The following is a 26968-nucleotide window of genomic DNA, read 5'->3' on the forward strand; positions in this document are numbered from 1 at the left end:
TCGGCAAGCTTTTTTCGATTAGCTCTAGTTGCACTTATGCAGATAGGAAAGTTTTATCCTCACTTATCTGCCGAAGAAAGGATGTATGAAATTTGATTCAACAATTTATTGAGCTCGGACAAGGTTACGGCGATGTTTATGAACTTTGCGAACTTATTAAAACAAATGAAAAAAGATTCCATAATGCATTTATTTTTATTTCAGATAAAGGGGACAAAAAAGTTGCTTCACTGGCTGTTGCTTTTAAAGCGGTAGGCGAAAGCAATTTTATGCCAATCTATATTTGCCGTGAAGGCATACCATATAATATTGAAAAGCCTTCTAAAAGAATTGCTATTTTTGAAGATACATTAAATGAAATCGGTAAAAAAGCAATTCCAATGGAAGTAAAGCATTCCTCAATTTATTCTGAAACAGTGCTGTACTACCAGCATTTAATTGGAATCTTAAGAATGAATCATTTTATTCCACCAAAGCAATAAAACCTCGCTATTGAATGTCAAAAATTATAAACCGACTTTATAGTCATATTCTTTCGCTTTGTCTGGTTTAGCATTTTCAAATTCCGTTTTCAAAAACGGACGGAATGACTCTACAACGTCTTTCACAAAAGGAAGGCGTTGTAATTTCAGTTTTGTCGATTCAATTTCTTCTCGATCACAGTACATCACAACATATTTTAACTTACGTGAAATATAATGGACGTGCCCATATTTTCTTAAGCCCTTTGCATGTTTCAGCTGATGAACGTAAACGATTAGCCCTTGTCGTTCTTGCATTTCAATTCCCTCATTTCTTACTTAAAAGCATACCATAATGTCAATTTTGATAGCAACAGAGTTTAGCTGACATAAGACAAGAATTTCCGTTATAATCATCCTTATAGAGTTTACAATATTCCATATTTCATTCAGAATATTTTTAAGTAAAAATAACAATAAACTATTAAATTATAAGTTGCTGTGTTTTATTTATAAGGAGGATAAAAATGGGAAAGAAAACGAAGGTAGCTCTTGCAATTGCAGCAGCAAGTGCAGCAGCATGGGCTGGAAGTAAAGCTATTTCTAAGCCCCAAAAAAGAGAAATAAAAGATGTATTACAATTCAATCGCCCTATAGTTCTCGCACATCGTGGTGGCTCACACTTAGCACCTGAACATACAATGATTGCTTTTAAAAAAGCATTAGACTTAGGTGTCGATGGCTTTGAAGTAGACATTCGCTTAACAAAAGATGAAGAAATTATTGTGTTCCATGATGATACAATTGATCGCACTAGTGATGGTGCAGGTTTTGTAAAAGATTTTACATTAAATGAATTAAAACAATTTAACTTTGGCTATCATTTTGAAGACTTAGATGGGCAATTTCCTTATAGAGAACAAAAAGCGGACGTCGTAACTTTAAGAGAATTATTTGAGAGGTTCCCAAACACATATATTAATATAGATATTAAGGATGGACCTGATACGTATGAAGGAAGCTTAATGCCATCTAAATTATGGCGTCTTATTGAAGAGTACAATGCAGAAAATCGTATTGTTGTTACAAGCTTTTACAGTGAACAGGTTGACCGTTTTAATTTATATGCACAAAATCGAGTTGCCTTAGGTGCGGGTGAAGCAGATGTAAGAAAGGCATTTACAGCGTTTACTAGTCAATTTGGGCATTTATATCATCCAAAGGTTGATGTATTCCAAATACCTACTAAATCTGGGGTTATTTCATTAGACTCATCAAAATTTATTGCGTTCCTATCAAAATTAAATATTCCAGTTCATTATTGGGTAATAGATGATACTGAAGCAGTACAGCGTTTAATTGAAAATGGTGCACAAGGTATTGTAACAGACCGTCCAGATATTATTGTTCCTTATCTACAACAATTGCAATCAGAAAAAGAAGAATCATAGTGTGAAAATAGCAGTGGAGGTTAATTTTCTCTACTGCTTTTCTATTGTTTAACAGGAAAATTTCAAAACTAATTGAAAATTGCTTATAGGATTTTTTAAATTGTATAGGTTTTGTGAGAGGACTAAGGAGCTAACACAATGTTGATCACGGGAACGTTGCCACATGGACGCAAACGTTTTTAATAATTTCCATAACAACAAAAAACGACTCAAATTTAATTGAGTCGCATTTTTTATGCCGAGCAGGAGCAGCTTCCACCGCTTCCACAGCCGGTTCCACATGATGAATCTGATGCAAAAAAAGGATTGCTGACTGGAACTTTTACCGCTTCTGAAACTGATTTTCCTATAATTAAGCTTATTTCATCTAGTAAATCTTGAAAATCATTTTCAGCTAATTTTAAATTCGCTACAAGTTCGTTTAAATCAAGTTGACGCTTTTGTTGACGAATTTCTTTCATAATTTTATGATAATCAGGATGATATTTCCCAAAACGCTGAACATCCTCATATTGTTCTTTCATTCGTGTAAATGCTTGTATTTGCTGTACAAGTTTTTCATTACTATATACATCATTATATGCATTACGTAATTTTTGAGCTTGTTCTGAAGAGAGTATCATTGCACTCAATTCATCTGCTTCATCTAAAATGAAGGCCCATTCTGATGTCATAATCATCAATATTTCCTCCAATCTGATATTATCATAGCAGAAAATAAGCAATGTTTGTATTATGAATACTTATTTGTTTACTAAAAAAATTTTTTCATAATTAATACCTATATTATAAACGCAATTACTATAATAAACTCTATTCAACACGATCCTTCATACACTTTTCTATAACAGATTTCACACATTCGTAATCCGAAAATTCGAATTGTTCCGTCCCAATTGTCTGCGTTTTTTCATGACCTTTTCCCGCAATCAATATCGTATCTCCCTCTTTGGCAGAACGAATTGCTCTTTCGATTGCCTGAGCTCTATCTAAAATCATTTCATATTGCTGTTTTGCAGTAAAACCAGCAGCTATTTGAGCATTAATCACTTCAGGGTCCTCACTTCTTGGATTATCTGTAGTTAAATAAATTAAATCTGCATATTTTGATGCTACTGCCCCCATTTTAATACGTTTATGCTTATCTCTATCCCCACCGCAACTAAATACAACGATTAAATCACCTTTTACAGTTTTTCTTAATGTTTGCAAAACTGCTCTTAATGCTGCTTCTGTGTGGGCATAATCAATATAAATTGATAAGTTTAAATCATTCTTAATAGATTCTAATCGACCACTTGGCAAATGAAGTGTTTCTGCCGCATTACATATTTCTTCTATTTGAAAGCCAAGTTCACTTACAGTAGTAATTGCAGCTATTGCGTTTTGTAGATGATGTTCACCAACAAAAGGTATGGAGAACACCTTTTGCCCTTTATTGCTTTGAAGACAACATGTTGATGTTGTTAATCCTTCTGCAAGAAGTTGTAATTGGTAATCAACCCTATTTCCTAAACCAAAGTATGCCTTTTTCTTTTTCGTTTGCAGTCCTACTGTCCGGCAGAAGGAATCGTCTCCATTTAAGACAAGCTGATCTGCTAAAGAAGCTAGTAGCTGTTTAGCTGCTTTATATTTGTCATACGACCCGTGATCTTCAATATGATCCTCTGCTAAATTTAGGAATACACCTATATTAATAGAACAGTCATCTAAACGATGTTTTGCAAGTCCCATAGATGAAGCTTCAAGTACAACATATTGAACACCACGATTAACAGCAATTTTTAATATTTTGTGTAAATGCTTCGGCTGTAAAGTAGTTAATGGTTCATAAGATAATTTCACTTCAACACCATTAATAAATATTCCGTTTGTTCCAATGACGATTACATTTTTATGTAGTGCATGTAGTAGCTGACCGATAAAATGACTTACTGTTGTTTTTCCATTTGTACCAGTAATAGCAATTACTTGCATTGCTTCAGCCGGATAATTATTTATTTTTGCAGCACTATATGACATGAATTTTAAGCAATTCGGCACCCATATTAACGGTACTGATAACTTTAATGTATCTAGTAATTTTTCATCCTCGATAACTACCCCAACTGCCCCATTTTCTATTGCAATATCTATATATTTTAATCCATCAGATTTTCTTCCTTTTCGTACTACAAACAAATCGCCTTTTTGAACTCCTTGGGCATAATCTTCTATTCCAAACACTTCAACTCTTATAGACCCACCCTTAACAGTACATGGCCAATCTTTTAAAAGTTCTGCCAGTTGCAAGATGTCACTCCTTTTCCCTATTCTATGCCTAGGTTTCATTCGTGACACTAAAAAAGTGTGTGCTAATATAAATGTGTAAACGCCCTACAAGCCCTGTGCAGCCTTTTAAAGTTGATACTTTCTTCAAACACGAAAAAACAAAAAGAGTATGTTTTCAACTTATAACAGCTAATAACATACTCCTAAACATCATTATTATTCAGTTATTTTATTTTCTTCTTCTAAATTTTTTTGTATAAATATTTGTGTATAATAATTCATAAAGACACCGGATCCTACGGTAGTAAATTTTTCATCCAGCATATATTCTCTATGATTACTTGAATTTAACCAACCATGTGCCGCTTCAATCGAGTCAATATATGATGTAGCAATGTTTTCCTCTGCATCCTCATATAAAATTCCTTCTTCATCCAATCGCTGCTTTAATGTACCATTTGTAGGCGAGTCATGTGATAAATAATTTTGACTGTACATATCTTCACTATGCTGCATTGCTACAAACGAAATCTCTTGTTCGTTATCAATTAGGGGAATATCATTTTGTTCTCGAAATTGATTTAATAAATCGTATAGTTGATCTGCACTTGCCTGATTGCTTTCTTCTATCAAATAAGAAGTTGGACTTGGCGATGTTAAAAGTTTTCCTACAAATGACATTTCATAAGGTCGGTGCATTACCAACGTTTTACTATCAATATATCTTATTCCACTCAATGATCCACTTTCACTATCCATATATAACTGTGCAAAGATATCTTCAAATTTAGTTAATATTCTAGTATTCATATCTTCTTCACTCATAGTAAAAGTGTAAATATTATCATCAATAACTGCTGTAACCTCTGAATCAATTATTGTCATTCGATATATGTCATTAAGTGATTGGCCAATTTTATATGGAGTTACATCTAAAGATTTTCCACTCGTATACACTTGCGTAATAATGCCATCTTCTACACCAAACATGACAAACTTATTAACATCCTCATTATAAACCCACCATTCATAACCAAAAACAGTTTGATCGTAGCGGTTCGGTTCTCCGTATAGTTTTATTATAGTATCACTTTTTTTGCCAATAAAGGTTGATAATCCCGTTTTTGGACGAGGCAACGCATCCTGTAAAACTTGCGGTTCGCTGTCAGTCTTCGGTATAATTTGAGAAGATGAATTTGGTCCTTCTAATGGTTCGTATTCATCTCCAGAGTTTGACGAATAATAAAAGATAATTGCTAGAAATGAAAGGACAATTAAGATTCGAAAAAGAGTTTTCATGCGCACCTATCCTTTCTTTTTTAATGATATTTAGTATACCAATTATATATCGGTTGACACAATGTTGCCATTGCAACAAAACTTAATTTGCTCTATTATTGAAATTGAGCGTATAATTTATGTACGATTTTGCTAAAGGAGGATTTTTTTAATGTATTTTGAAAACAAAACACTTGAAAATATAACTGCTGGACAAGAATTACTTGTAAGCGTTATGGAAAAAAACGGATTAGAATGTCATGGTGGATGGGACTATGATCGCATGACTTTCGACAAACGTTTTGATTTACGCGAAGGTCGCTATTATTTACGCGTATTCTGCAGCGCAATTTCTGGTGACGTTGGAAATAGAAGTGCCGTTTTAAAAATCAACAAACCTGCTCTTGGTAAATACTACTATCCACACGGTGTAGAATATGACGAAGATGAAGTATTCCCAGTACATTTAGTAAAAGAATGCGAAGAAATTTTAGAAAACGTTAAAAAAGACTTCGCAGCATTCGGTATCGAAGCTTAATATTTCAATTTCAAGGGTATGGCGAATGTCATGCTCTTTTTAATTATAGAACAAAGACTTATAATAACTCCACTTCCTTTGCAACTACTTCATTCCCAGCTAAAGATTCCCTAAAACTTCAAGGGGATGTCCAAATTTTGGACACCCCCTTGTAAAACAAACTTTTTTTTAAAAACCTAAAATCGCTTTAATAACAGAGGTAGTTTCTCCACCTTTGTAAATTACATAAAGCAATAAATATACTGCAACACCAGTAATTGCTACAAAAAACCAAATAATACTTGTAATCGGACCAATTTTACGGTGAATACTAAGCTTAGTCTTTAATCCTGTGATAATACTTACTAACCCAAAAACTGCTCCTACAGTCGCCAAAATAATGTGGAAAATTAAAAAGAATGTATAATATCCTTTTACATCATCCGGTCCACCAAACGCAGTATTACCAATAAAAACAGTTCTAGAAACATAAATTATAAAGAAAATTAAAGCTGAAACTCCAGCAGCGATCATTACCTTTTTATGTGCATCAATTTTTCTTTTAAAAATTAGTCCCCATCCGATTGCAACTAACACAGCACTGATTACTATGAATGAAGTACTAATCGTAGGTAGAAGAGGTACTCCCATTTAACATTCTCCTATCTTGTATATATCTCTACTCACGTCAAAACGTAATTAGGTACAAAATTTATTAGTATTGCTCACTTTGTTTTTTTGATTGAAAATCTCTTAAAGCCTTTTCAGTAATTGCTTCTTCGTCTGTATGTTCTTCTTTCCACCACTCACGGAAAACTCTAAATAATACAACTGCAAATATTATTTCTTGTATTATTTTCATTAGAACCCCACCTAATTGTTGATCACCAATAGGGCTCATATTATTAAATAATTCAGGTCCTGATAAAGTCAAGCCAGATAATGTTGAACTTGGAACACATAGCTCCATTGCCTTTAACCATACTTCTCCATCTGTGTAAGTTGCATACATAGGCTCTGGATTAAAAATAATTAAAGCACAAGCCGGTGTAATTAATACGGCATTTGCAATGATATAACCAATTTTGAAGAGGTTTTTCATTTTCGGCTGACCTTCTACCTTATTTACTAAAGGCCAATTCATAAAGAAAGCAGCTAAAAATAATATAAATGAAAAGATACCGTGGAATGTTTCATTTAGTTTTATCGTATCAAACAAAACTGGAATATGGTATAGAGAAAACATCATCGCAAATACAAAAGCAGCAACTACGGGTTGTGTAAAAATTTTAAATATATTTCGAACAACTGGTGCTTCAATAACGACTTTCCAAACCCACCAAGGAATTCCTTTAATTAGTAAAATAGGTACTAACAATAATAAAAATGCCATTTGCACCATATGATAAGTGAACATAATATGTGACATCAAATCTATAGGCGAACCCTTAATAATATAAAGGGATATCATTGCTAATAGAAAATATATTGCTTCACTCTTTTTTAAAGGTTCGCTAGTTTTAAAATCTTTTCGCCACACGACTGTCACTAAAAAATAAAGGACTGTTAAAAATAATATTACTCCGATTAAATAAGGACTCCATAATGCTTGAAATCCAAATATACTTAACGGCATACACATGCGCTCCTTTAAACTTCAATAGTCTTATTATAGAACGCTTACATCGTAACATCAATGAACGAACTATGACAAATATAATATTTTAACGTTTTAACTAATTATTTGTTAATTATATAAAGATTTGAACACTCATATGTAAATACTTTCTGTTTGCTAATATCGCTAGCAAAAACGCTGTAATACTCAACAACCGTTCATTAAAAGTTAAAAACACGCTTCTGATTATCAGAAGCGTGTTTATTTTATCTTACCACCAAATGATAGTTAAGAATGTAATAAAGAATGTAAATGCAATTAGAGCACCAGTCCAAACAAATAATTGAATTACTCCGATATGGTGACCTTTTTTATCATCCATATGCATGAATGAATATAGTTGTAAAACAACTTGGATCCCTGCAAGTAATAAAATTAATGGTTTAATAAAGAACGGTGAAAAATCTGCTACTACTACTGTAAATGCAAGAAATGTTAAGAAAATCATAATCGCAAAATTGACTACTTGCTTACGCATGTGCACAGCATTATGATGGCGGTCATATTGATACTGCGCTTTAGTCTTTGCACGAAATTCAGTACCGTGTCCCATATTATCCTAACACCCCCATTAAGTATACTACAGTAAAGATAAATACCCAAACTACGTCAATGAAGTGCCAATAAATTGATGCTGCATAGTATTTTGGAGCATTGTATAAGTTTAATCCGCGTCTAGCGTTACGAACGATTAGACATGTAATCCAAACTAAACCAATTACTACGTGCAAACCGTGTGTACCTACTAAAGTAAAGAAGGCGGAAGAGAACGCAGATTGTGTATAGCCAAATCCAATGTGTACATAATGATAGAACTCATAAATTTCAAGACCTAAGAATCCAAGACCTAAAAGAACAGTGATGATCATCCAAGTTTGAACGCCTTTGAAATTATAGTTTTTCATATGATACATCGCAAATACAGAAGTTAACGAAGATGTTAAAAGCAACATCGTCATAACAAATGCTAATGGCAATTCATAAAGTTCAGCTGCTGAAAACTCCATACCAGCTGGCCCTTTATCTTTTAAAGAAAGGTAAGTAGCAAATACACTAGCGAAAAGCACAATATCGCTACAAATGAAAATCCAAATTCCAACGAATTTATTTTTCCCTTCCATTGTTGCTTGTTCAGGATGATCTGGCCAAGTTTGTGGGGTGAATTTAGTTTCTTCCATTATTTGTTACCCCCTTTACCATAAAGTTCCTCTTCTGTAGCAAGAATCTCGTCAACGTGAACATGGAAGCCTAGATCGTCTTTAAGAGAACGAGTAATCATAGCAGCTACAGTAATACCTAAACCAATAACTATTACTGGAATTGACCAAGAAACACCATCTGGATGATAAAGTGCACCGAATGCTGCAACAAACATACCGATTGAAATTACTAAAGGTATAATTGAGTTATTTGGCATATGGATGTCGCCAAGAGGTTCAGCATATGTCATACCTTCTTTATTACCTTCATGTTTTTCTAACCAGTAAGGGTCGAATCCACGAACAAGTGGAGTTTGCTTAAAGTTATAGAATGGAACTGGCGTTTTAAGAGCCCATTCAAGTGAACGTCCATCGCCCCAGTAGTCTCGGCAGTTTAATGGTTTAGACTTAATAGACATAAAGATGTTAGTTACTAATAAGATAACACCAACACCCATCATTAATGCACCGATAGAAGAGATAAAGTTAAATAAATCCCATCCTTGGTCTGCTTGGTATGTGAATACACGACGTGGCATACCCATTAATCCTAAGAAATGTTGAATAAAGAATGTTAAATGGAACCCTATGAAGAAAATCCAGAAAGTCCATTTACCTAATTTTTCACTTAAAGCACGGTTAAACATAATTGGCCAATAGAAATGGAATGAACCAAAAATAGCTGTTACGATACCACCAACAATAACGTAGTGGAAGTGAGCAACGATAAAGTAAGAATCATGTAATTGGTAGTCAAGTGGTGCAGTTGCCTGCATTACACCTGTTACCCCACCAGCTACGAATGATGGAATGAAACCAAGAGCATAAAGCATTGGTACTGTAACTTTAATCGAACCGCCCCAGATTGTAAGTATCCAGTTAAATACTTTCATACCAGTCGGCACTGCAATAGCCATTGTAGCAACGGCAAAGATTGCATTTGCTGTTGGCCCAAGACCTGTTGTAAACATGTGGTGAGCCCAAACCATGAATCCTAAGAAACCAATTAAAATTGTTGCGAATACCATCGAAGAGTATCCGAATAATCGTTTACGAGCAAATACCGGAATAATTTCAGAGAATAAACCGAATGCCGGTAATACTAAGATATAAACTTCTGGATGTCCGAAAATCCAGAATAAGTGTTCCCAAATAATTGTGTTACCACCCATAGTATGATTGAAGAAGTTTGCTCCGAACATACGGTCAACTAACATAAGGAATAACCCAACTGTTAGTGGAGGGAATGCGAATAAAATTAAAGTACTTGAAATTAAAGAAGTCCAAGTAAATAATGGCATACGCATAAATGTCATACCAGGTGCACGCATTGTAATAATTGTTACAATGAAGTTAATACCAGAGATTAACGTACCAGCACCAGAAATTTGTAAACCTAGTACATAGAAATCAATACCATGACCTGGTGAATATAAAGATAATGATGCATATGATGTCCAACCTGCATCAGGTGCTCCACCCATAAAGAATGAAAGGTGTAAAAATAATGCACCTAAAAAGAACAACCAAAATCCTAAAGAGTTTAGGAATGGGAATGCAACGTCACGTGCACCAATTTGTAGCGGCACAATAGCATTCATGAAAGCAAATAGCAATGGTGTAGCTGCTAAGAATAGCATCGTTGTACCATGCATTGTTAGTAATTCATTGAAAAAACCTGCTGAAACGAAATTGTTATTTGGTATCATTAATTGAATACGCATTAATAACGCTTCGAAACCAGCGATAGCGAAGAACAGTGTACCAGCAACTAAATATAATACTGCGAGTTTCTTATGATCGACAGTTGTTAAATAGTCCCATACTGTTGCTCCAAAGCCCTTTTTCTTTGCGACTGCGACAGAGCTCACAACTTTAACCTCCTTCAAGTGTTTCTACTCTAGTTCAAATTAATCTTCTACAGATAAAGTCATAATATAATCAGCAACTGCGCTGATCTCTTCTTCAGATAACTCCCCATATTTACCAGTCATTAAATTGCCTGGCTTATATGGTTCAGGATCTGTAACCCATTTTTCAATACTTTCTTTACTGTGTTCTAAAACACCCGCAACACGATTGCGGTCTGCAAAAGTCGCTAAGTTAGGACCCATCGCACCGCTAGCTCCAACACCAGAAATTGCGTGACATCCTAAACAACTATTAGCAAATGTTGCTTCACCTAAATCTGCTGAGTCAGCATTTGCAGTTTGACCTTCTGTAGCTTGCATTGCAGCAACCCAATTATCAAAGTCTTCACGGCTTAATGTTTTAACTTTGAAATCCATTAATGCATGAGATGGACCACAAAGCTCCGCACATTTACCATAGAATACGCCATCCTTAAGATCAGCTGATTCTTCATCAAATTGCAAGTAGAATTTGTTAACGTTTTCTACGTTCGTATCCATTTTACCACCAACTGATGGAATCCAGAATGAGTGCTTAACATCTGCTGCTTTTAAGTTAAAGTAAACTTTTTCACCAGTAGGAACAACAAGCTCTTGAGCAGTTACAATACCTTGTTCTGGATACTCAAATTCCCACCAATATAATTTTGCAGTAACATTTACTGTTAACGCTGTTTTGTTGCCTTCTTCATCTACTTCTTCCATAGCTTTTACGTCAGCAAATTTATAAGTAGTTATAAGAGTTGGCACAGTTAAAATTAATAGTAGTATAATTGGTATAACTGTCCAAATTACTTCAAGAGTATGACTACCCTCTACTTGTTTTGGCATGTGATCCTCGCCCTGTTTTGAACGGCGGAACTTAGCAAAAGCATATAAATAAAGAACAGAAACTACTACTACTACTAAAGCCATTATTGAGATGGAGAATAATAGTAAGTTAAATTGTTCCTTTCCCACTGCACCTGCTGGTTTAAGTGTTGTAATATACTCTTCACCACATGCAGAAAGAAAAACTGTCATTACCGCTAACAGCGAGAAAAGACGCCATTTTTTAAGCCCTTTCATCATAGCTTAATTAAACCCCTCTTTCTTTGTTGTATTTTCATGTGTAAACCAGGACTTTGGTTTTTTAGTTCTATATGAATCCCTTTTTAAAAGAAGAATCCCAAAATTAAATGAACACGGAAAAGATTATAATTGATACAAATAATATCGTCATATGGTTCAAGGAGTAAATGAACATTTTATTTGCCCACTTTATATCATCTTTTGTATTAAAACCTTGAACTGCTAATAACAGCCATCCTGCATTTAATAGTGTAGCCAAAATTAAAAAGCCTGTACCAAGTTCATCTAAAAGAAATGGCAATGGTAAAAGCAACAGTATCCAAAATAGCATAGATAACTTTGTTCGCTTAAAACCTTTCACTACTGGTAGCATTGGTATATTTGCCGCCCGATATTCTTCAGTACGTTTCATAGCAAGTGCATAAAAATGTGGTGGTTGCCATGCGAACATAATCAAGAATAATGCAACCGCTTCAAAACTAAGTGACGGGTCAATAGCTGACCAGCCAATCAATGGCGGTATAGCACCGGAAATACTCCCAACTATTGTATTGCTTACAAATTTCCTTTTAGACCACAGTGAATATAGAACTACATACGCTAAGATACCAATAAGTCCCCACATGCCGGCAGACGGTGTTGCCGAAAATAACAAAATTTCACCTACAATTAAAAACGAAAGAGAAATTGCCAAAACGTCACGTTGCGTAAATCTACCAGTTACTGTAGGCCTTGACTTCGTTCTTTTCATAATTGGATCGATATCTTGATCGATGTAGTTATTCATGGCGGCTGATCCACCGATGATTAATCCTGCACCGAGCAATGTACATAATATCAAATCAATTCGTTGTAAAAGATGTCCATCCGTTACTTGAAATGCTAACCACATTCCTGTAAACGTTGTCACTAAATTCGAGTTAACAATTCCAATCTTTATAAGTGCAAGAAAGTCTTTGATAAACGGAGTCGTTTTAGGCTGATTTTCTCCAGTAGAAGTTACTGCCCGACTATTTGACATTTTGCCCCCCCTTTCATTTTTGTAAGCATATTCCGCTAACAATAACTATATCGAAATTTGTCTATGATTTCTAGACATTACATAAAATTTCGAAGAAGTTCGCTAAAATGCTTACAGTACTTGCAAATAGGTCAAACAACATCTTTATAGTAATGCATTTTTAGGTAATATTTGTGAAAGTAAAAGTACGAATTTATGAACAATTTGTGAAAAACTTAACCCTTCTGTCAACGTTCTTCTGTTTGAAGTTGTCTTTTCCTTATTTATTCGCTATCATCATAAAAGCAGAGGCGCTTTTGTAAGCGTGGTTTATAGACAAAGTAGGTGGCTCATAACATGCAATATAAATATAGTAAATTATTAAAGTGGATTGCTTTTGCTACAACATTGGGTATGTTGCTTATTCTTTTAGGGGGGGCACTCGTTACAAAAACGGGCAGCGGTTTAGGCTGTGGCCGAAATTGGCCTGATTGTAATGGGTCACTTATTCCAAAAGAAATTACACCTGAAGTATTAATAGAATTTTCCCACCGTTTTGTAACTGGAACGGTATCAATTCTAGTACTTATTTTAGTTATTTGGACTTGGCGAGCACTTGGTCATATTCGTGAAGTCAAATTTTTAGGTTTTTTAGCAATCTTTTTCTTAGTGGCACAAGCTTTAATCGGTGCAGCGCAAGTTTTATGGGGACAAGGCGATTTTATTTTAGCTCTTCATTTCGGTATTTCATTAATTTCCTTTGCTGCTGTCTTATTACTTGCGATGATTGTGTTTGAAGTCGACACGAAGTTTGATGCTGATAAAGTTTTTATTGCCAAACATTTAAAATGGCATACAATCGGTGTGACGTTATATTCTTACATTGTTGTTTATACAGGTGCATTAGTACGTCATACAGAGTCGAGTTTGGTTTGTCTCGATTGGCCGTTCTGCAATAATGAGCAGCCATTTGCACTTCCGGACAATATGTATGTCTGGGTACAAATGGGGCACCGATTCGCAGTACTTTTAATTTTTCTGTGGATTACATACATTACAATACATGCTATTAAGCATTATAAAGATCAACGAGTTATTTATTGGGGATGGATTATTGCCTTTATAATCGTTGTTTTACAAATAACTGCAGGTATGCTCATTATCTTTACTAGACTTAATTTAATAGTTTCTTTGTTACATTCATTATTTATTTCATTATTATTCGGTTTATTCTGCTACATGATTTTGCTCATCGCCCGCAGTAGTCATAATGAAAAAAATAAAAAATAATTATCAAAATAAAAGGGTACAATTCAAATTCTTGAATTGTACCCTTTTCTTTTTTAATTATTGATTTTAATTTCAAATGCTTTTGGTGTTTATAAAATACTTTAAACCTATTTTGCAATTACGCAAATTGAATGGTTCTTATAGAGTTAGAATCGTTATTCTAACTCTATTAATAAATCTCCTGTTGAAATGGCGTCACCGGCAGAAGCATAAACTTCTTTAACAACACCATCTTTTGGTGCTTGCACAGTAGTTTCCATTTTCATAGCTTCAGTTATTAGTAAATGGTCGCCGCGCTTAACAGTACTTCCTTTAGACACAACAACTTTCAAGACAGTACCAGGCATTGTAGCTCCTATTTGATTTGGATTGCTTGGGTCTGCTTTTAACGCAATACTACCATCTACTTCAACCGTTAAGTCTTGAATCACAAGCTCGCGGGACTGTCCATTCAGCTCAAAGTAAAGGACACGAGTACCGTCGTGTTGAGGCTCACCAATTTCAATTAGTTTAATAATTAATGTTTTCCCTTTTTCGATTTCTACTTCAATTTCTTCTCCTAGTTTCAAGCCGTATAAGAAGGTTGGTGTATCCAACACAGATATATCGCCAAATAAATCAGTAGCTGTTATATAATCTTCAAATACTTTTGGATATAAAGCATATGCTAAAACATCTTGGTTTGATACATGACGTCCAAATTTCTTCTCAAGAGTTTGTTTTAGTTCTGCAAAATCAATTGGCTCCAACAATTCTCCTGGTCTTACTGTAATAGCTTCTCTATCCTTTAAAATAACTTTTTGCAGTTCTTTTGGGAAGCCTCCATGAACTTGCCCTAAATAACCTTGGAAAAGCTCGACAACAGAATCTGGGAAATCAATTGTTAAACCACGTGTGAAAATATTTTCTTCATTTAAATCATTTTGCACCATAAATAATGCCATATCCCCAACAACTTTAGATGATGGCGTCACTTTGACAATGTCCCCAAACAATAAGTTTACACGGGAATACATCTTTTTCACTTCATCCCAGCGATCGCCAAGACCAACTGCTTTTGCTTGCTGTTGCAGGTTGCTGTATTGCCCTCCTGGCATTTCATGAACATAAATTTCAGAATGTGGACTCTTCATTCCGCTTTCAAAATCACTGTAAAATGTACGTACATCCTCCCAATAGTAGGATAGTTGTTCCAGCGATTCGATGTCAGCACGAACTCCTCGCTTGCTTCCCTGCATTGCATAATACAATGAATTTGCACTTGGCTGTGAAGTTAAGCCAGACATTGAGCCTAGAGCTGTATCAATAATATCCACACCTGCTTCTATTGCTCTTGCATAAGTATAAATACCATTGCCGCTTGTATCATGTGTATGGAGGTGAATAGGAAGACTTGTAGACTCTTTTAATTCTGAGATTAAACGATAGGCTGCTTCTGGTTTAAGCAAACCTGCCATATCCTTAATCGCTAAAATATGAGCCCCAGCTGCTTCTAATTCTTTCGCCATTTCTTTATAATACTGAACCGAATATTTTGAGCGTGAATCATCAAAAATATCTCCAGTATAACAAATTGCAGCTTCTGCAATTTTTCCAGTCTGACGAACCTCATCTATTGCAACTTCCATTCCTTTGATCCAGTTTAAGCTATCAAAAATTCTAAACACATCAATTCCCGATGATGCAGATTCTTTAATAAACTCTCGTATTAAATTATCTGGATAGTTTTTATAACCTACTGCATTTGCTCCACGGAACAGCATTTGGAACAAAACATTTGGCATTTGTTTTCGAAGCTTTTCTAATCGTGCCCAAGGATCCTCTTTTAAGAAACGATATGAAACATCAAAAGTTGCACCGCCCCATAGTTCAAACGAGAAGAAATCGTGAAGCATTCGAGCATTATAGTCAGCTATCTGATACATATCTTGCGAACGAACACGCGTAGCAAGTAATGATTGGTGGGCATCACGGAACGTTGTATCTGTTAATAAAACATCTTTTTGCTCTTTAACCCATTCAACAAGTCCATCTGCTCCTCGTTCATCTAAAATTTGTTTTGTACCATTTGGGATAGATGTTGTCTTAATATCTATTTTAGGTTTATTTGGTTGTACTAAAATTGGCTTTGTTCGCTTTTCGATTCCAGGGAAGCCATTGAGCGTAACATTTCCAATATAATTTAATAATTTTGTTCCTCTATCTTTTCTTTCAGGGAAATCAAACAATTCAGGTGTTGTGTCGATAAAGCTCGTATCAAACACACCATTAATAAACTTTTCATGTAAAACAACATTTTCTAAAAACGGAATATTTGTTTTTACACCACGTATACGGAATTCACGCAAATTACGGTGCATTTTTGCCGATGCTTCTTTAAACGTCATACCCCAAGTCGAGATTTTTACAAGCAATGAATCATAATAAGGGGTCACGACAGCACCTTGGAAGCCATTACCTGCATCTAATCGAACACCAAAACCACCGCTCGAACGATAAACCATTAGTTTTCCTGTATCCGGCATAAAATCATTTGCTGGGTCTTCTGTTGTTACACGCGATTGAATTGCATAGCCAAATAAAGGAATTTCATGTTGTTTAGGAATTCCAATTTCTTCAGAATGAATTTGATGCCCTTCGGCAATTTTTATTTGTGCGTGAACGATATCAATACCTGTAATCATTTCTGTAATGGTATGTTCTACCTGAATTCTAGGATTTACTTCAATAAAGTAAAAATCGTTACCTGCAACTAAAAACTCGACAGTCCCTGCATTTATGTACTGTACATTTGCCATTAACTTTACAGCAGCTTCACAAATACGATTTCTTAACTCAGAAGAAATTGAATTAGATGGCGCAATTTCTACAACTTTTTGATGGCGTCTTTGAATTGAACAATCACGTTCGTAAAGATGTACAATATTCCCTGACGCATCTCCTAAAATTTGAACTTCTATATGTTTTGGCTTAATAATTGCCTTTTCAACATATACTTCATCCGAACCAAAGGCAGCCTTTGCCTCCGATTTGGCACGTTCATAAGCAGATGCAAGCTCATCTTTAGATTGAACAAGACGCATCCCTCGGCCTCCACCGCCAAGTGCTGCTTTAATCATTAAAGGATAGCCATAGTTCTCTCCAAATTCCATTACTTCTTCAAGCGACTCAACTGGTCCATCACTGCCCGGTATAACTGGTATACCAGCTTTAATCGCTTGTTCTCTTGCTTTAACCTTGTCGCCAAACATTTCTAGGTGTTCAGATGTTGGACCGATAAAGATAATTCCTTCTTCTTCACAACGTCTTGCAAATTCAACATTTTCAGATAGAAAGCCATATCCTGGGTGAATTGCATCAACCTCAGCATGTTTTGCAATTTCAATAATGCCTTCAATATCCAGATAAGCATCTATCGGTTTTTTTCCTGCACCTACGAGGTAAGATTCATCGGATTTATATCGGTGATATGAACCACTATCTTCTCTCGAATAAATTGCAACAGTTTTTAATTTAAGTTCATTACATGCTCGAAAAATTCGAATAGCAATTTCTCCACGATTTGCAACTAAAATTTTACTAATTTTTTTCATACAAATTCCCCTTTACCCCTTCTTTTTTTCAAGCTTTACATACATGGAAACATTTATTAATATTCCCATTGCAAAAGATAGTAATAATATAGATGTACCGCCATAACTTATAAATGGTAGCGTTACACCGGTTAACGGGATAAGTCCCGATAATCCCCCTAAATTAATAAACGATTGAACCGCAATCCAACTGGCAATCCCTGCAGAAATCATCCGTGCAAGTGGATCCTTTGTCTTTAATGCGATTGTCAAAGCTCGAAAAACAATAAATCCTAGTCCTCCGAGTACAATAATTACTCCTAAAATACCAAGTTCTTCAGAAATAATTGCCATAATGAAGTCATTTTGAGGTTCTGGCAAATACCCTAGCTTTTGAATGGATTGTCCCAATCCAACACCTTCTAATCCACCAGAGCCTATTGCAATATAACCATTAATAATTTGATAACTTGAACCCCCCTCATATTCGAAGGGGTTTAAAAAAGATTTTATCCTACCAAGGCGGTTCTGTGTTAAAATTTCATCGCCTTTAACTAAAAGTACTAACCCGATTAAAGCAGACCCAAAACCAGCAAGAACCGCAAAAAACTTCATAAACTTTTTAAATTGAATACCACTTGCAGCAATAACAGCTACTGCTATTCCTGAGATAATCATAACTGCTCCTAAATCTGTTTCGGTAGCAACAAATAATATAATTACTAACCATACAATAATCGGGTAGACAATGTTATTTGGCTCTAGATTTTCCATAGGATTATTTAAACTTTTCCTATAAAAGGCACCAGCAAAATATAAAATTATAAATAGTTTAGCAAATTCAGAAGGTTGAAACATAGTTAGTCCAAACAAATTGATCCAGCTTTTTGCACCACCAGCCTCATATCCATCAATTAATAGCCATATGAATAAAAAAATTGTAAAAAATAACAATACTTTCATTAATTTTTTGCTACTGAAATGTTTATAAGGGAAAAATGCTCCTATGAGAAATGCAAAAGCTGCGACTACTAAGTTAAGTAATTGCTTTCTATAAAAATAGTCTGGAGTACCATCCTCATAGACAATACTCACCATCATACTTGAGCTATAAATCATTACAAGACCAAATAAACATAAAAACACATAAGTAAAAAATAATGGATAATCAAAATTTCTCACAAAATAGGCCAAATACTTTCTCATGTTTCAAAACCTCTTTTTAGAAAAAAAACTCAAATCGCAAAGAGCGTTTGAGTTTTTTATTATTTGTTTGTATATGCTTCATGCAGTAAAGAAAGTTCTTTTTCTAATGTATCAAGAATTTCTTTACCACGTTCACGTTCAATTAAACCTAGCTTCACAGCAAAATCAATTTCACGTGATAAGCCAAACATCTGTGTATCTAATACTTCTTCATATAAAGGACATGATGGCATCGTTAAATGATCCATTTGAACTTTTATTAAACGTGCAATTTTATCTGCATCGGATAGCAGTAATTCTAAAGCTTTCTCCTGAAAGGAAGCCTGACTTTTCGTATCCATGAGGACGCCCCCATCATTTGATATTTCTTCTATTCTATCTTAATAAAGTTTATCTTTTAGCTGTTAAAAAAGCAAGTCCATTAGCAAGAAAACATAACATTTGATTTATAATTCTTTATTATTTGCCTATAGTAGCGTTATACTGTACATGACATTTAGATTAGGGGGAACCATAAATATGGAAAATATTATACCAATTAAAGGTGCCGTTAAATATAATATTACTTTAGATCCAACTGTTTGGATTTTTGATGACCGTAGATTAGATTTAAATACGTATTTCACAGACCGTAATGAAGAGGAAGACGAAGAGACGCTTTATTTAAAAAATGCTGGTGCACATTGGTCAAGAGAAATAATGGAGGGTGCGGTTTTCCCACCAACTTTAAAAACAGAAAGAAAATTTGATCGTCAAGGTATGAAAACAGGAACTTTCGGCATGGAAATTAAGTATTTTTTAAATAATGCTGAAATTGACAATAATGCAACTAAAGTTGTATTTGAATTAAAAGACGGCAGCGAACATACATTTTCGATAGATGAAGCATACTCACTTATTTTCAAGTATAGCCAGGATGGAAAGCCGATTACTGATGGAGGTCCTGTCCACATTATTTTTTCAGACGGATCAAATATCGACAATCCAATTAAAAATGTATCAGCAATTCGTGTTGAATAGATGGAGGGGATCTGATGCGAGTCAAATGTGTCATTTGTGATTCAATAAATAATCTCAACGACGATTCACCATTGGCAAAAAAATTGCGCAACCGTCCAATTCATACGTACATGTGCGAACCATGCCACGAAAGAATTGCAAAAAAGACAGAAGTAAGACTAGCTACAGGCAACTTCCGCCTATTCCGAACATCCTCACCGATTGATGAGGATTTCTAAAAAGCTTTTTGAGGTTTGAATGGTAAAAATAATAAAGTGAACGGCTATTTCAATCTAATTTGGATAAATAGCAAACAGTTTAAACATTAACCAAATAAATCCGTCATTCGCGCCTCACATGCCGCAGTAGCCAAAGTATGAGATCCAAGTCTGCGATTTATTGATCGCAGACTTTAGCTCATACGACGGCTGCGGCAAGCGCGAACGACATTTAGCAACACTTTTACTTTAATAAATTTTAGAAGAGAAAAATCCTGAACACTTTACCGTTCAAGGATTTTTACACACTTCTATTCACTCTTAATTAACCACTTCTCCAGCATTTCCACTAACTGATACATAATCGTTGCAAAAATCGCAATAATTAGTAGGGACATAAGCACAAGGTTAAAGTTGAACACTTGGAAGCCATAAATAATCAAATAACCAAGTCCCTGTGATGAAACGAGGAACTCTCCAACAATAACCCCAACCCATGCTAAACCAACGTTTACTTTTAAAGTAGAGATAATTGTTGGGAATGATGCTGGCAATATTGCTTCTTTAAACATTTGCAACCTTGTTGCATTAAATGTTTGCAACACTTTTAAGTAATTCGCATCAACATTTCTAAACGATGTATATATTACAATCGTTGAAATGATGACTGAAATAATTGCCCCCATCGTAATAATTGAATTCATCCCAGGACCCATCGCAACAATTAAAATTGGACCTAGGGCAACTTTCGGCATTGCATTTAAAATAACTAAGTAAGGATCCAGCACTTTCGAAAGAATTGGTGACCACCATAAAATTGCTGCTAATATCGTCCCAAGTAAAGTACCAATAATAAACCCAAGCACTGTTTCAAAAAGTGTGTAGCCTATGTGAATAAATAATGTACCGTCCGATATATTATCAATAAACAAATTAAAGACTTTTGAAGGGGAACTAAAAATTAATGGGTCTATCCATCTTAAACTTGAGGCAATTTCCCATAGTGAGAAAAAAGCAATGATAATTAGCAATTGGTAAAAACGAATCCATCGTTTTTCTTTCACGAGTGATTGCTTAAATTGCTCATGTAGATTGTTGGTGTTCAAGGCCTTCAAGCTCCTTCCAAATAATTTGGAAAAGAGAGGAATAGCTTGAATGGGAACGAGCTTCAAAAGGGGTAAGCCTTCTTAATTCCTCTGGTACTACAAACGTTTGATACAGTCTTCCTGGTCGAGGTGAGAAAAGAAAGATTCTATCACTCATCGCAATCGCCTCACCTAAATCATGTGTAACTAGAATAGCTGTCTTTCCATACTCTTTTAACATTAGAGAAACTAAATCCTCTAGTTTTAATTTTGATAAGTAATCCAACGCTGAGAACGGTTCATCTAACAGCAGTATTTTCGGATCGACTGCTAATGTTCTTGCTAAGGCAACTCTTTGCCGCATACCGCCTGATAATTCTCTTGGGTATTTCTTTTCAACTGATGGCAAGCCTACATCATTTAATAGTCTCGATGCAACAGATTGAAAGCTCTCTTTTTCTTTATTTAATAACTTTAAGCCAAGTGTTATATTTTCTTCAATAGTCTTCCAAGGAAAGAGATAGTCTTGTTGAAGCATATAGCCGATTGATAATTCAGCATTATTATAAACATCTTGACTTTCAATTGTTATTGAACCTGATGTCGGTTTGAATAATCCAGCAATAATAGAGAGAAGTGTCGTCTTGCCGCAGCCGCTAGGTCCGATAAATGAAACAAATTCACCTTTATTTATTGTTAAATTAATATTCTGTAATGCCTCTGTTGCAGCTTCTTTTGAAAAATACGTATGGTGAACATTGCTGACAGATAAGAAATCCATTTACTCCGAAACCTTCTCTGCAAACGACGTATCTACTAATTCATTATAATCCATACGTTTTGGTAGTTCTCCTGCTTCTTCCATAATATCCTGTAAATTATTCCATTCTGCTTCGTCTAAAATCGGATCTTTTGCAAATGATTCCTGAGATTTATAGCGCTCAACAACAGTTGCAATTAATTCCACATCCGTATCTTCAAAGAAAGGTTGAATTGCTTCGGCTACTTCCTCAGCAGAGCTTTCATATACAAAATCCTGTGCTTTTTTTATGGCTCTCGTAAATTTCTCAATTACTTCTGGATTTTCATTCATATAACTATCTTTTGCCATGAAAACTGTATATGGTAAATGTCCAGATTCCGTTCCAAATGATGCAACGATATAACCGACCCCCTCTTGTTCAAACACACTTGCTGTTGGTTCAAATAATTGAACAAAGTCGCCAGTACCTGAAGCAAATGCTGTTGAAATATTAGCAAAATCTATATTTTGAATTAATTCTAAATCTGCTTGAGGATCAATTCCGTGCTTCTTCAACACGAATTCACCTGTCATTTGCGGCATACCACCCTTACGTTGTCCAAGGAAGGTCGTACCATTTAACATATCCCAAGAGAAATTGTCGATTTTTTCTCTTGAAACTAAAAACGTTCCATCAGTCTGTGTTAATTGTGCAAAGTTTTTAATTGGATCATTTGCACCTTGAGCAGATACATAAATAGATGTTTCAGAACCTACAAGGGCAATATCTATTCCATCAGATAGAAGAGCTGTCATCGTTTTATCCCCACCGGCAATTGTTGATAATTCGACATTAAGTCCTTCTTCTTCAAAAAAGCCCTTGGAAATTGCTACATATTGAGGTGCGTAGAAAATGGAGCGCGTTACTTCACCAACTTTTACATTTTGAAGCTCTTCTTTGTCACCACAAGCGACAAGAAGAAGGAGTCCAAAACATGCTAACATAACTAAAAAACTTGACCTCACCCATTTTTTCAATGCTCCAACCTCCTTTTACTCTTCGTACTTTATTCTAGAGTAGGTTATGCGCAATATAAAAAATGTGTGATTACCCAGAAAGGTGGAGATAATTGTTTAATCTAAGGTGGTTAAAGGAAGTTTCATTTAATGGCTTGATTAGTCCATACTTAAACAGAAAAAAACTATAGTAATAGTTATATGAAGGCCCTAATTATGTCACTAAATTGGACTAAAGAAATGACCTACTAAACAATTAGACGAAAAATAAAGAATCCGAATTCAAACAGCAATTGAGCTTTGTAGCCTATGGTACATATATTGATTAACCATCTAAAATATAGTACTTCTAAATAATTTATTAATCGTTTAATTAACATTTTCCAATTAAATGTGATAAAAGTGAACATCAATAGTTACATAATAAAATTAATAGTGTTTTAATGAGTAGAATATTTTTTAATATTAATAATTTCAAATCAAGAAAATTATTATTTCGTACCTAAGTGCTATTTAAAGGTATTTTTTTAACATTAAACAAAAGAAGTGGTCATTACGGTGCATTACAGAACAGCATACTTCAAATTGATCCGTAAAACAGGAAAAAATAGAAAAAATATTTTAAGTTATTTTTATAACATCAGTTTTCAACTGAAAACTCTTTAAAATGATTCTGTCAACCTTACTAAAGAGTTTTCGAATCAAACCAATTGTATTAAATTCATTTGACACAACGCTAATAAATAGCGATGTTATGAAAAAAATTTCTTTTTCATCCTGCTCAATTCCTTCTATTTACACCATTGAAAATCAATCCCTTACATATAAATGTATTTGAAATCTACTTATAACTACCAGAATTTGACATTTTTCATAAAATGTTAAAATGAATTTAGGGATATTTTTTTTAAAACCTATAAAGCTTATCTATAGTACTATTTAAATTTTAAAAGTTTTGAGTTTTTAAAACCCATCAATAGGAGGAAAATTTTAATTGAAAACAATATTAAAAATTTTAATACCATTCGTTTTAATTATTTCTATTTATGGATATAACTCTGAAGCAGCATCCGCTAGCACATCTGAAACTGTTTTCATATCAGGAGCTGATTATCAAGTTTCAGACTATATTAATAGTTCCTCATCAGTATATGTCTTAGCTAAAAATACTGGTTCTGATCCTATTTTCTTCTTAGTGGTAGGACCCGGATTAGTTGCAGAATCAAAAGTATACACTCTTCAACCCGGTGCTGCTTGGCAAGGTACAATTAAGACAAATAGTAACACAAAACACGCTTTAGCTTTATATTGCGGCGGTTACAAATGTAACGGAACAGGTAATATTTCTTTAAAATAATAAATAGTACTATTCATTATTTTTTTAACTGATTAATTAGGTTTTAAAAAAATACTTCTATCTGTATACACAAGTACTTAACAGATATATTACTATATCCCTTTATGTAACCCAAGAATGATTATACGCTTGGGTTACATTTTACATTAATCTCTCTCTTTATAAACAGGACATTATAACCGTCTTCCAGATTCATCCATAAATCTTTAAAATCCTCTAATTTATATTACCCTTAAAAACTTTCAATCACTCTTAATAAAAAATTATCACTTTGAAAAAACATTTATACTTAACTACTCCTTCATGTTTGCAAAGAAAAGAAAAAAAGATGACTTCCAAAGAATACTGAAGTCATCTAATTCTACATATCCAGAAAGTTATTATTAAACTGTCTGAAACCATAATTTTAATTTTTTTCTCGTAATAAACGAAGTTTATAAATTCCCAAAAATAACGTAGCAACAATTAATCCTTCTATCATTGGTAAAGATAAGGCAAAGAAAGAAAGTACAACACACCCTAAAAATAGGCAAATATAAATGATAATATTCTGCCATAACTTTAATTTTTTTTGCGCAAATCCCAATTTATAAACAATCGCACATAAGATAAAGACTGTAAAGAAAACAATATACCCAGCAACTGAATAGTTTGATGAATTTTCAAAAATGAAACGACTTATGCCGGTTAATTCATTTAGAACTTCTGATTCAGTTCCCTCCCTCATTCAACTCTACCCCTTCTTTATACAAGTTTCAAATTATTGCTCAGCGTATTTTTTCTTTTTAGCAAGTTTTTCACGTTCATTTTTATCCAAAATTTGTTTACGTAAACGAATTGATTCAGGTGTAACTTCTAAGTACTCATCATCGTTTAAGAATTCTAACGCTTCTTCAAGCGTCATAATTTTTGGTTTTTTAATGACATTCGTTGCATCTTTTGTTGCTGAACGAACGTTTGTTTTTTGTTTCATTTTCGTAATATTTACTGTGATATCGTTATCGCGTGTATTTTCACCAACAATCATACCTTCGTAAATTTCAGTACCTGGTTCAACAAATAGTGTACCACGGTCTTCTACTTGCATCATACCATAAGTTGTTGCTTTACCTGTTTCCATAGATACTAATGCACCTTGGTGACGTCCACCAACACGTCCTGGTACAACTGGTTGGTAAGAATCAAATGTATGATTAATAATACCAAAACCTTTTGTTAAAGACATGAATTCAGTTGTATAACCAATTAGGCCCCGGGCAGGAACCATGAAAATAAGACGCACTTGTCCATTTCCTTCATTTACCATGTCTAACATTTCACCTTTACGGTTACCAAGTGATTCAATAACTGAACCTACGTTTTCTTCAGGTACATCAATTTGCACTCTTTCAACTGGCTCGCATTTCACACCATCGATTTCACGGATGATTACTTGTGGTTTTGATACTTGTAATTCGAAACCTTCACGACGCATGTTTTCAATTAAAATTGATAGGTGAAGTTCCCCACGTCCTGAAACGATCCATGCATCTGGTGAATCTGTGTCTTCTACGCGAAGTGATACGTCAGTTTGTAATTGTGAACGCAAACGCTCCTCTAACTTACGTGATGTTACCCACTTACCTTCACGTCCTGCAAACGGTGAGTTATTTACTAGGAAAGTCATTTGTAAAGTAGGCTCATCAATACGCATTGGCGGAAGTGCTTCTAGATGGTCTTGTGGACAAACTGTCTCACCAACATTGATTTCTTCCATACCAGAAACGGCGATTAAATCACCTGCATAAGCTTCTTGAATTTCTTCACGTTTTAATCCAAAGAATCCAAATAATTTTGTTACACGGAAGTTTTTCACAGTACCATCAAGTTTCATTAATGATACAGATTGTCCAACGTGAATTGTTCCGCGGAATACACGTCCAATACCGATACGACCAACAAAGTCATTATAATCAAGTAATGCTACTTGGAATTGCAATGGTTCTTCACGCGTATCAGCTGGTGCTGGAATATGTTCAATAACAGATTCAAACAAGCACTGCATATTTTCTTCCTGTTTAGAAGGATCTGAATCTAGTGAAGCCGTACCATTTACACCTGATGCATAAACTACAGGGAAATCTAATTGGTCTTCATCTGCCCCTAATTCGATTAATAAATCAAGAACTTCATCAACTACTTCTTCAGGTCGAGCAGAATCTTTATCGACTTTATTTACTACTACGATTGGTGTTAATTTTTGTTCTAGTGCTTTTTTCAATACAAAGCGAGTTTGAGGCATACAACCTTCATATGCATCGACAACAAGTAGTACACCATCTACCATTTTTAAAATACGTTCTACTTCTCCACCGAAATCTGCGTGTCCAGGCGTATCAAGAATATTAATTCTTGTACCATTATAATTTACTGCTGTATTTTTAGCTAAAATCGTAATTCCACGCTCACGTTCAAGATCGTTTGAGTCCATTGCACGCTCTTCTACATGTTCATTCGAACGAAAAGTACCAGATTGCTTTAACAATTGGTCAACTAATGTTGTTTTCCCATGGTCAACGTGGGCGATAATTGCGATATTGCGTAAATCTTCACGTAACTTTGTCATTATTCCACTCCATATTCTTTTTTCATATGATTAACTGTGTT

At 34.5% G+C, this 26968-nt stretch carries 26 protein-coding genes; 7 read left to right on the forward strand and 19 right to left on the reverse strand.

The window, feature by feature from the left end; genetic code table 11:
* Positions 1-92: 92 nt before the first annotated feature.
* Positions 93-482 carry a DUF7147 family protein gene (locus EKG35_RS03270; protein WP_126292890.1) on the forward strand — a complete coding sequence of 130 codons (390 nt, stop codon included), beginning with the start codon at positions 93-95 and terminating at the stop codon, positions 480-482.
* A 24-nt stretch (positions 483-506) separates the two neighbouring features.
* Here the strand turns inward: EKG35_RS03270 and EKG35_RS03275 are convergent, their stop codons facing one another.
* The gene (locus EKG35_RS03275) at positions 507-779 is read right to left on the reverse strand and encodes a YlbG family protein (protein ID WP_126292891.1); all 273 of its coding nucleotides are present in this window, start codon (positions 777-779) and stop codon (positions 507-509) included.
* Positions 780-988: 209 nt separating this feature from the next.
* On the opposite strand from EKG35_RS03275, the gene EKG35_RS03280 reads away from it, so the two are divergent.
* Positions 989-1912: a glycerophosphodiester phosphodiesterase family protein gene (locus tag EKG35_RS03280; protein WP_126292892.1), complete on the forward strand. Its 924-nt coding sequence runs from the start codon at positions 989-991 to the stop codon at positions 1910-1912.
* Positions 1913-2145: 233 nt separating this feature from the next.
* Here the strand turns inward: EKG35_RS03280 and EKG35_RS03285 are convergent, their stop codons facing one another.
* The 3 genes from EKG35_RS03285 to EKG35_RS03295 form a co-directional block, all read right to left on the reverse strand.
* On the reverse strand, positions 2146-2592 hold the full coding sequence (locus EKG35_RS03285) for a YlbF/YmcA family competence regulator (RefSeq protein ID WP_126292893.1): 447 nt from the start codon (positions 2590-2592) through the stop codon (positions 2146-2148).
* 133 nt (positions 2593-2725) lie between these two features.
* Positions 2726-4204 carry a UDP-N-acetylmuramoyl-L-alanyl-D-glutamate--2,6-diaminopimelate ligase gene (locus EKG35_RS03290; RefSeq protein ID WP_126292894.1) on the reverse strand — a complete coding sequence of 493 codons (1479 nt, stop codon included), beginning with the start codon at positions 4202-4204 and terminating at the stop codon, positions 2726-2728.
* Positions 4205-4399: 195 nt separating this feature from the next.
* Entirely contained in the window at positions 4400-5482 is a 1083-nt protein-coding gene (locus tag EKG35_RS03295; protein WP_126292895.1) for a CAP domain-containing protein, read from the reverse strand.
* A gap of 151 nt (positions 5483-5633) precedes the next feature.
* Here EKG35_RS03295 and EKG35_RS03300 point away from each other — a divergent pair, with 151 nt between their 5' ends.
* A complete protein-coding gene (locus EKG35_RS03300) occupies positions 5634-5999 on the forward strand; it encodes a YugN family protein (protein ID WP_126292896.1) in 366 nt (121 codons plus the stop codon).
* A gap of 168 nt (positions 6000-6167) precedes the next feature.
* Here the strand turns inward: EKG35_RS03300 and EKG35_RS03305 are convergent, their stop codons facing one another.
* The 7 genes from EKG35_RS03305 to cyoE form a co-directional block, all read right to left on the reverse strand.
* On the reverse strand, positions 6168-6629 hold the full coding sequence (locus tag EKG35_RS03305; protein WP_126292897.1) for a DUF420 domain-containing protein: 462 nt from the start codon (positions 6627-6629) through the stop codon (positions 6168-6170).
* 64 nt (positions 6630-6693) lie between these two features.
* On the reverse strand, positions 6694-7614 hold the full coding sequence (gene ctaG / locus EKG35_RS03310; protein ID WP_126292898.1) for a cytochrome c oxidase assembly factor CtaG: 921 nt from the start codon (positions 7612-7614) through the stop codon (positions 6694-6696).
* Between the two features lie 253 nt (positions 7615-7867).
* The gene (locus tag EKG35_RS03315) at positions 7868-8209 is read right to left on the reverse strand and encodes a cytochrome C oxidase subunit IV family protein (protein ID WP_126292899.1); all 342 of its coding nucleotides are present in this window, start codon (positions 8207-8209) and stop codon (positions 7868-7870) included.
* Between the two features lies 1 nt (position 8210).
* Complete coding sequence (locus tag EKG35_RS03320; protein WP_126292900.1) at positions 8211-8834, reverse strand: cytochrome (ubi)quinol oxidase subunit III; 624 nt, start codon at positions 8832-8834, stop codon at positions 8211-8213.
* The gene (locus EKG35_RS03325; protein WP_126292901.1) at positions 8834-10726 is read right to left on the reverse strand and encodes a cytochrome c oxidase subunit I; all 1893 of its coding nucleotides are present in this window, start codon (positions 10724-10726) and stop codon (positions 8834-8836) included. The genes EKG35_RS03320 and EKG35_RS03325 overlap by 1 nt, the downstream gene beginning before the upstream one ends.
* A gap of 39 nt (positions 10727-10765) precedes the next feature.
* Positions 10766-11836, reverse strand: a complete 1071-nt coding sequence (gene coxB, locus EKG35_RS03330; protein ID WP_126292902.1) for a cytochrome c oxidase subunit II — start codon at positions 11834-11836, stop codon at positions 10766-10768.
* 103 nt (positions 11837-11939) lie between these two features.
* Positions 11940-12857, reverse strand: a complete 918-nt coding sequence (gene cyoE, locus EKG35_RS03335; protein ID WP_126292903.1) for a heme o synthase — start codon at positions 12855-12857, stop codon at positions 11940-11942.
* 336 nt (positions 12858-13193) lie between these two features.
* Here cyoE and EKG35_RS03340 point away from each other — a divergent pair, with 336 nt between their 5' ends.
* Positions 13194-14126 carry a COX15/CtaA family protein gene (locus tag EKG35_RS03340; RefSeq protein ID WP_126292904.1) on the forward strand — a complete coding sequence of 311 codons (933 nt, stop codon included), beginning with the start codon at positions 13194-13196 and terminating at the stop codon, positions 14124-14126.
* A gap of 155 nt (positions 14127-14281) precedes the next feature.
* Here the strand turns inward: EKG35_RS03340 and pyc are convergent, their stop codons facing one another.
* Genes pyc through EKG35_RS03355 form a run of 3 tightly spaced genes read right to left on the reverse strand, consistent with a single transcriptional unit; the run spans position 14282 to position 19245 of the window.
* Complete coding sequence (gene pyc / locus EKG35_RS03345; protein WP_126292905.1) at positions 14282-17719, reverse strand: pyruvate carboxylase; 3438 nt, start codon at positions 17717-17719, stop codon at positions 14282-14284.
* Between the two features lie 12 nt (positions 17720-17731).
* Positions 17732-18904: an FtsW/RodA/SpoVE family cell cycle protein gene (locus tag EKG35_RS03350; RefSeq protein WP_126292906.1), complete on the reverse strand. Its 1173-nt coding sequence runs from the start codon at positions 18902-18904 to the stop codon at positions 17732-17734.
* Positions 18905-18963: 59 nt separating this feature from the next.
* Positions 18964-19245, reverse strand: coding sequence for an Fpa/YlaN family protein (locus EKG35_RS03355; protein ID WP_126292907.1), 282 nt, complete (start codon positions 19243-19245; stop codon positions 18964-18966).
* Positions 19246-19423: 178 nt separating this feature from the next.
* On the opposite strand from EKG35_RS03355, the gene EKG35_RS03360 reads away from it, so the two are divergent.
* Positions 19424-19924 carry a peptidyl-prolyl cis-trans isomerase gene (locus EKG35_RS03360; RefSeq protein WP_126292908.1) on the forward strand — a complete coding sequence of 167 codons (501 nt, stop codon included), beginning with the start codon at positions 19424-19426 and terminating at the stop codon, positions 19922-19924.
* A gap of 14 nt (positions 19925-19938) precedes the next feature.
* Positions 19939-20142, forward strand: coding sequence for a YlaI family protein (locus EKG35_RS03365; protein WP_126292909.1), 204 nt, complete (start codon positions 19939-19941; stop codon positions 20140-20142).
* Positions 20143-20432: 290 nt separating this feature from the next.
* Here the strand turns inward: EKG35_RS03365 and EKG35_RS03370 are convergent, their stop codons facing one another.
* The 3 genes from EKG35_RS03370 to EKG35_RS03380 are packed head-to-tail and all read right to left on the reverse strand — an operon-like array spanning position 20433 to position 22953.
* Positions 20433-21227 (reverse strand): ABC transporter permease, encoded by a 795-nt coding sequence (locus EKG35_RS03370; RefSeq protein WP_126292910.1) that lies wholly within the window; start codon positions 21225-21227, stop codon positions 20433-20435.
* The gene (locus tag EKG35_RS03375; RefSeq protein WP_126292911.1) at positions 21205-21987 is read right to left on the reverse strand and encodes an ABC transporter ATP-binding protein; all 783 of its coding nucleotides are present in this window, start codon (positions 21985-21987) and stop codon (positions 21205-21207) included. The genes EKG35_RS03370 and EKG35_RS03375 overlap by 23 nt, the downstream gene beginning before the upstream one ends.
* Positions 21988-22953 carry an ABC transporter substrate-binding protein gene (locus EKG35_RS03380; RefSeq protein WP_126292935.1) on the reverse strand — a complete coding sequence of 322 codons (966 nt, stop codon included), beginning with the start codon at positions 22951-22953 and terminating at the stop codon, positions 21988-21990.
* 1006 nt (positions 22954-23959) lie between these two features.
* Here EKG35_RS03380 and EKG35_RS03385 point away from each other — a divergent pair.
* Positions 23960-24322 (forward strand): hypothetical protein, encoded by a 363-nt coding sequence (locus tag EKG35_RS03385; RefSeq protein WP_126292912.1) that lies wholly within the window; start codon positions 23960-23962, stop codon positions 24320-24322.
* Positions 24323-24728: 406 nt separating this feature from the next.
* Here EKG35_RS03385 and EKG35_RS03390 read toward each other — a convergent pair whose 3' ends face one another.
* Entirely contained in the window at positions 24729-25049 is a 321-nt protein-coding gene (locus tag EKG35_RS03390) for a YlaH-like family protein (RefSeq protein ID WP_126292913.1), read from the reverse strand.
* Between the two features lie 33 nt (positions 25050-25082).
* On the reverse strand, positions 25083-26927 hold the full coding sequence (gene typA, locus EKG35_RS03395) for a translational GTPase TypA (protein ID WP_126292914.1): 1845 nt from the start codon (positions 26925-26927) through the stop codon (positions 25083-25085).
* Positions 26928-26968: the final 41 nt, after the last annotated feature.

Origin of the sequence: Lysinibacillus telephonicus, from assembly GCF_003966145.1 — a bacterium.
Classification (GTDB): Bacteria; Bacillota; Bacilli; order Bacillales_A; family Planococcaceae; genus Ureibacillus; species Ureibacillus telephonicus.

Coding starts and splice junctions, on each gene's coding strand:
- EKG35_RS03315 (WP_126292899.1), bottom strand. CDS start 8,209: ATGGGACACGGTACTGAATTTCGTGCAAAGACTAAAGCGCAGTATCAA.
- typA (WP_126292914.1), bottom strand. CDS start 26,927: ATGACAAAGTTACGTGAAGATTTACGCAATATCGCAATTATCGCCCAC.
- EKG35_RS03380 (WP_126292935.1), bottom strand. CDS start 22,953: ATGTTAGCATGTTTTGGACTCCTTCTTCTTGTCGCTTGTGGTGACAAA.
- EKG35_RS03295 (WP_126292895.1), bottom strand. CDS start 5,482: ATGAAAACTCTTTTTCGAATCTTAATTGTCCTTTCATTTCTAGCAATT.
- ctaG (WP_126292898.1), bottom strand. CDS start 7,614: ATGCCGTTAAGTATATTTGGATTTCAAGCATTATGGAGTCCTTATTTA.
- coxB (WP_126292902.1), bottom strand. CDS start 11,836: ATGATGAAAGGGCTTAAAAAATGGCGTCTTTTCTCGCTGTTAGCGGTA.
- EKG35_RS03340 (WP_126292904.1), top strand. CDS start 13,194: ATGCAATATAAATATAGTAAATTATTAAAGTGGATTGCTTTTGCTACA.
- EKG35_RS03275 (WP_126292891.1), bottom strand. CDS start 779: ATGCAAGAACGACAAGGGCTAATCGTTTACGTTCATCAGCTGAAACAT.
- EKG35_RS03365 (WP_126292909.1), top strand. CDS start 19,939: ATGCGAGTCAAATGTGTCATTTGTGATTCAATAAATAATCTCAACGAC.
- EKG35_RS03305 (WP_126292897.1), bottom strand. CDS start 6,629: ATGGGAGTACCTCTTCTACCTACGATTAGTACTTCATTCATAGTAATC.
- EKG35_RS03355 (WP_126292907.1), bottom strand. CDS start 19,245: ATGGATACGAAAAGTCAGGCTTCCTTTCAGGAGAAAGCTTTAGAATTA.
- pyc (WP_126292905.1), bottom strand. CDS start 17,719: ATGAAAAAAATTAGTAAAATTTTAGTTGCAAATCGTGGAGAAATTGCT.
- EKG35_RS03350 (WP_126292906.1), bottom strand. CDS start 18,904: ATGAGAAAGTATTTGGCCTATTTTGTGAGAAATTTTGATTATCCATTA.
- EKG35_RS03285 (WP_126292893.1), bottom strand. CDS start 2,592: ATGATTATGACATCAGAATGGGCCTTCATTTTAGATGAAGCAGATGAA.
- EKG35_RS03375 (WP_126292911.1), bottom strand. CDS start 21,987: ATGGATTTCTTATCTGTCAGCAATGTTCACCATACGTATTTTTCAAAA.
- EKG35_RS03300 (WP_126292896.1), top strand. CDS start 5,634: ATGTATTTTGAAAACAAAACACTTGAAAATATAACTGCTGGACAAGAA.
- EKG35_RS03390 (WP_126292913.1), bottom strand. CDS start 25,049: ATGAGGGAGGGAACTGAATCAGAAGTTCTAAATGAATTAACCGGCATA.
- EKG35_RS03280 (WP_126292892.1), top strand. CDS start 989: ATGGGAAAGAAAACGAAGGTAGCTCTTGCAATTGCAGCAGCAAGTGCA.
- cyoE (WP_126292903.1), bottom strand. CDS start 12,857: ATGTCAAATAGTCGGGCAGTAACTTCTACTGGAGAAAATCAGCCTAAA.
- EKG35_RS03320 (WP_126292900.1), bottom strand. CDS start 8,834: ATGGAAGAAACTAAATTCACCCCACAAACTTGGCCAGATCATCCTGAA.
- EKG35_RS03360 (WP_126292908.1), top strand. CDS start 19,424: ATGGAAAATATTATACCAATTAAAGGTGCCGTTAAATATAATATTACT.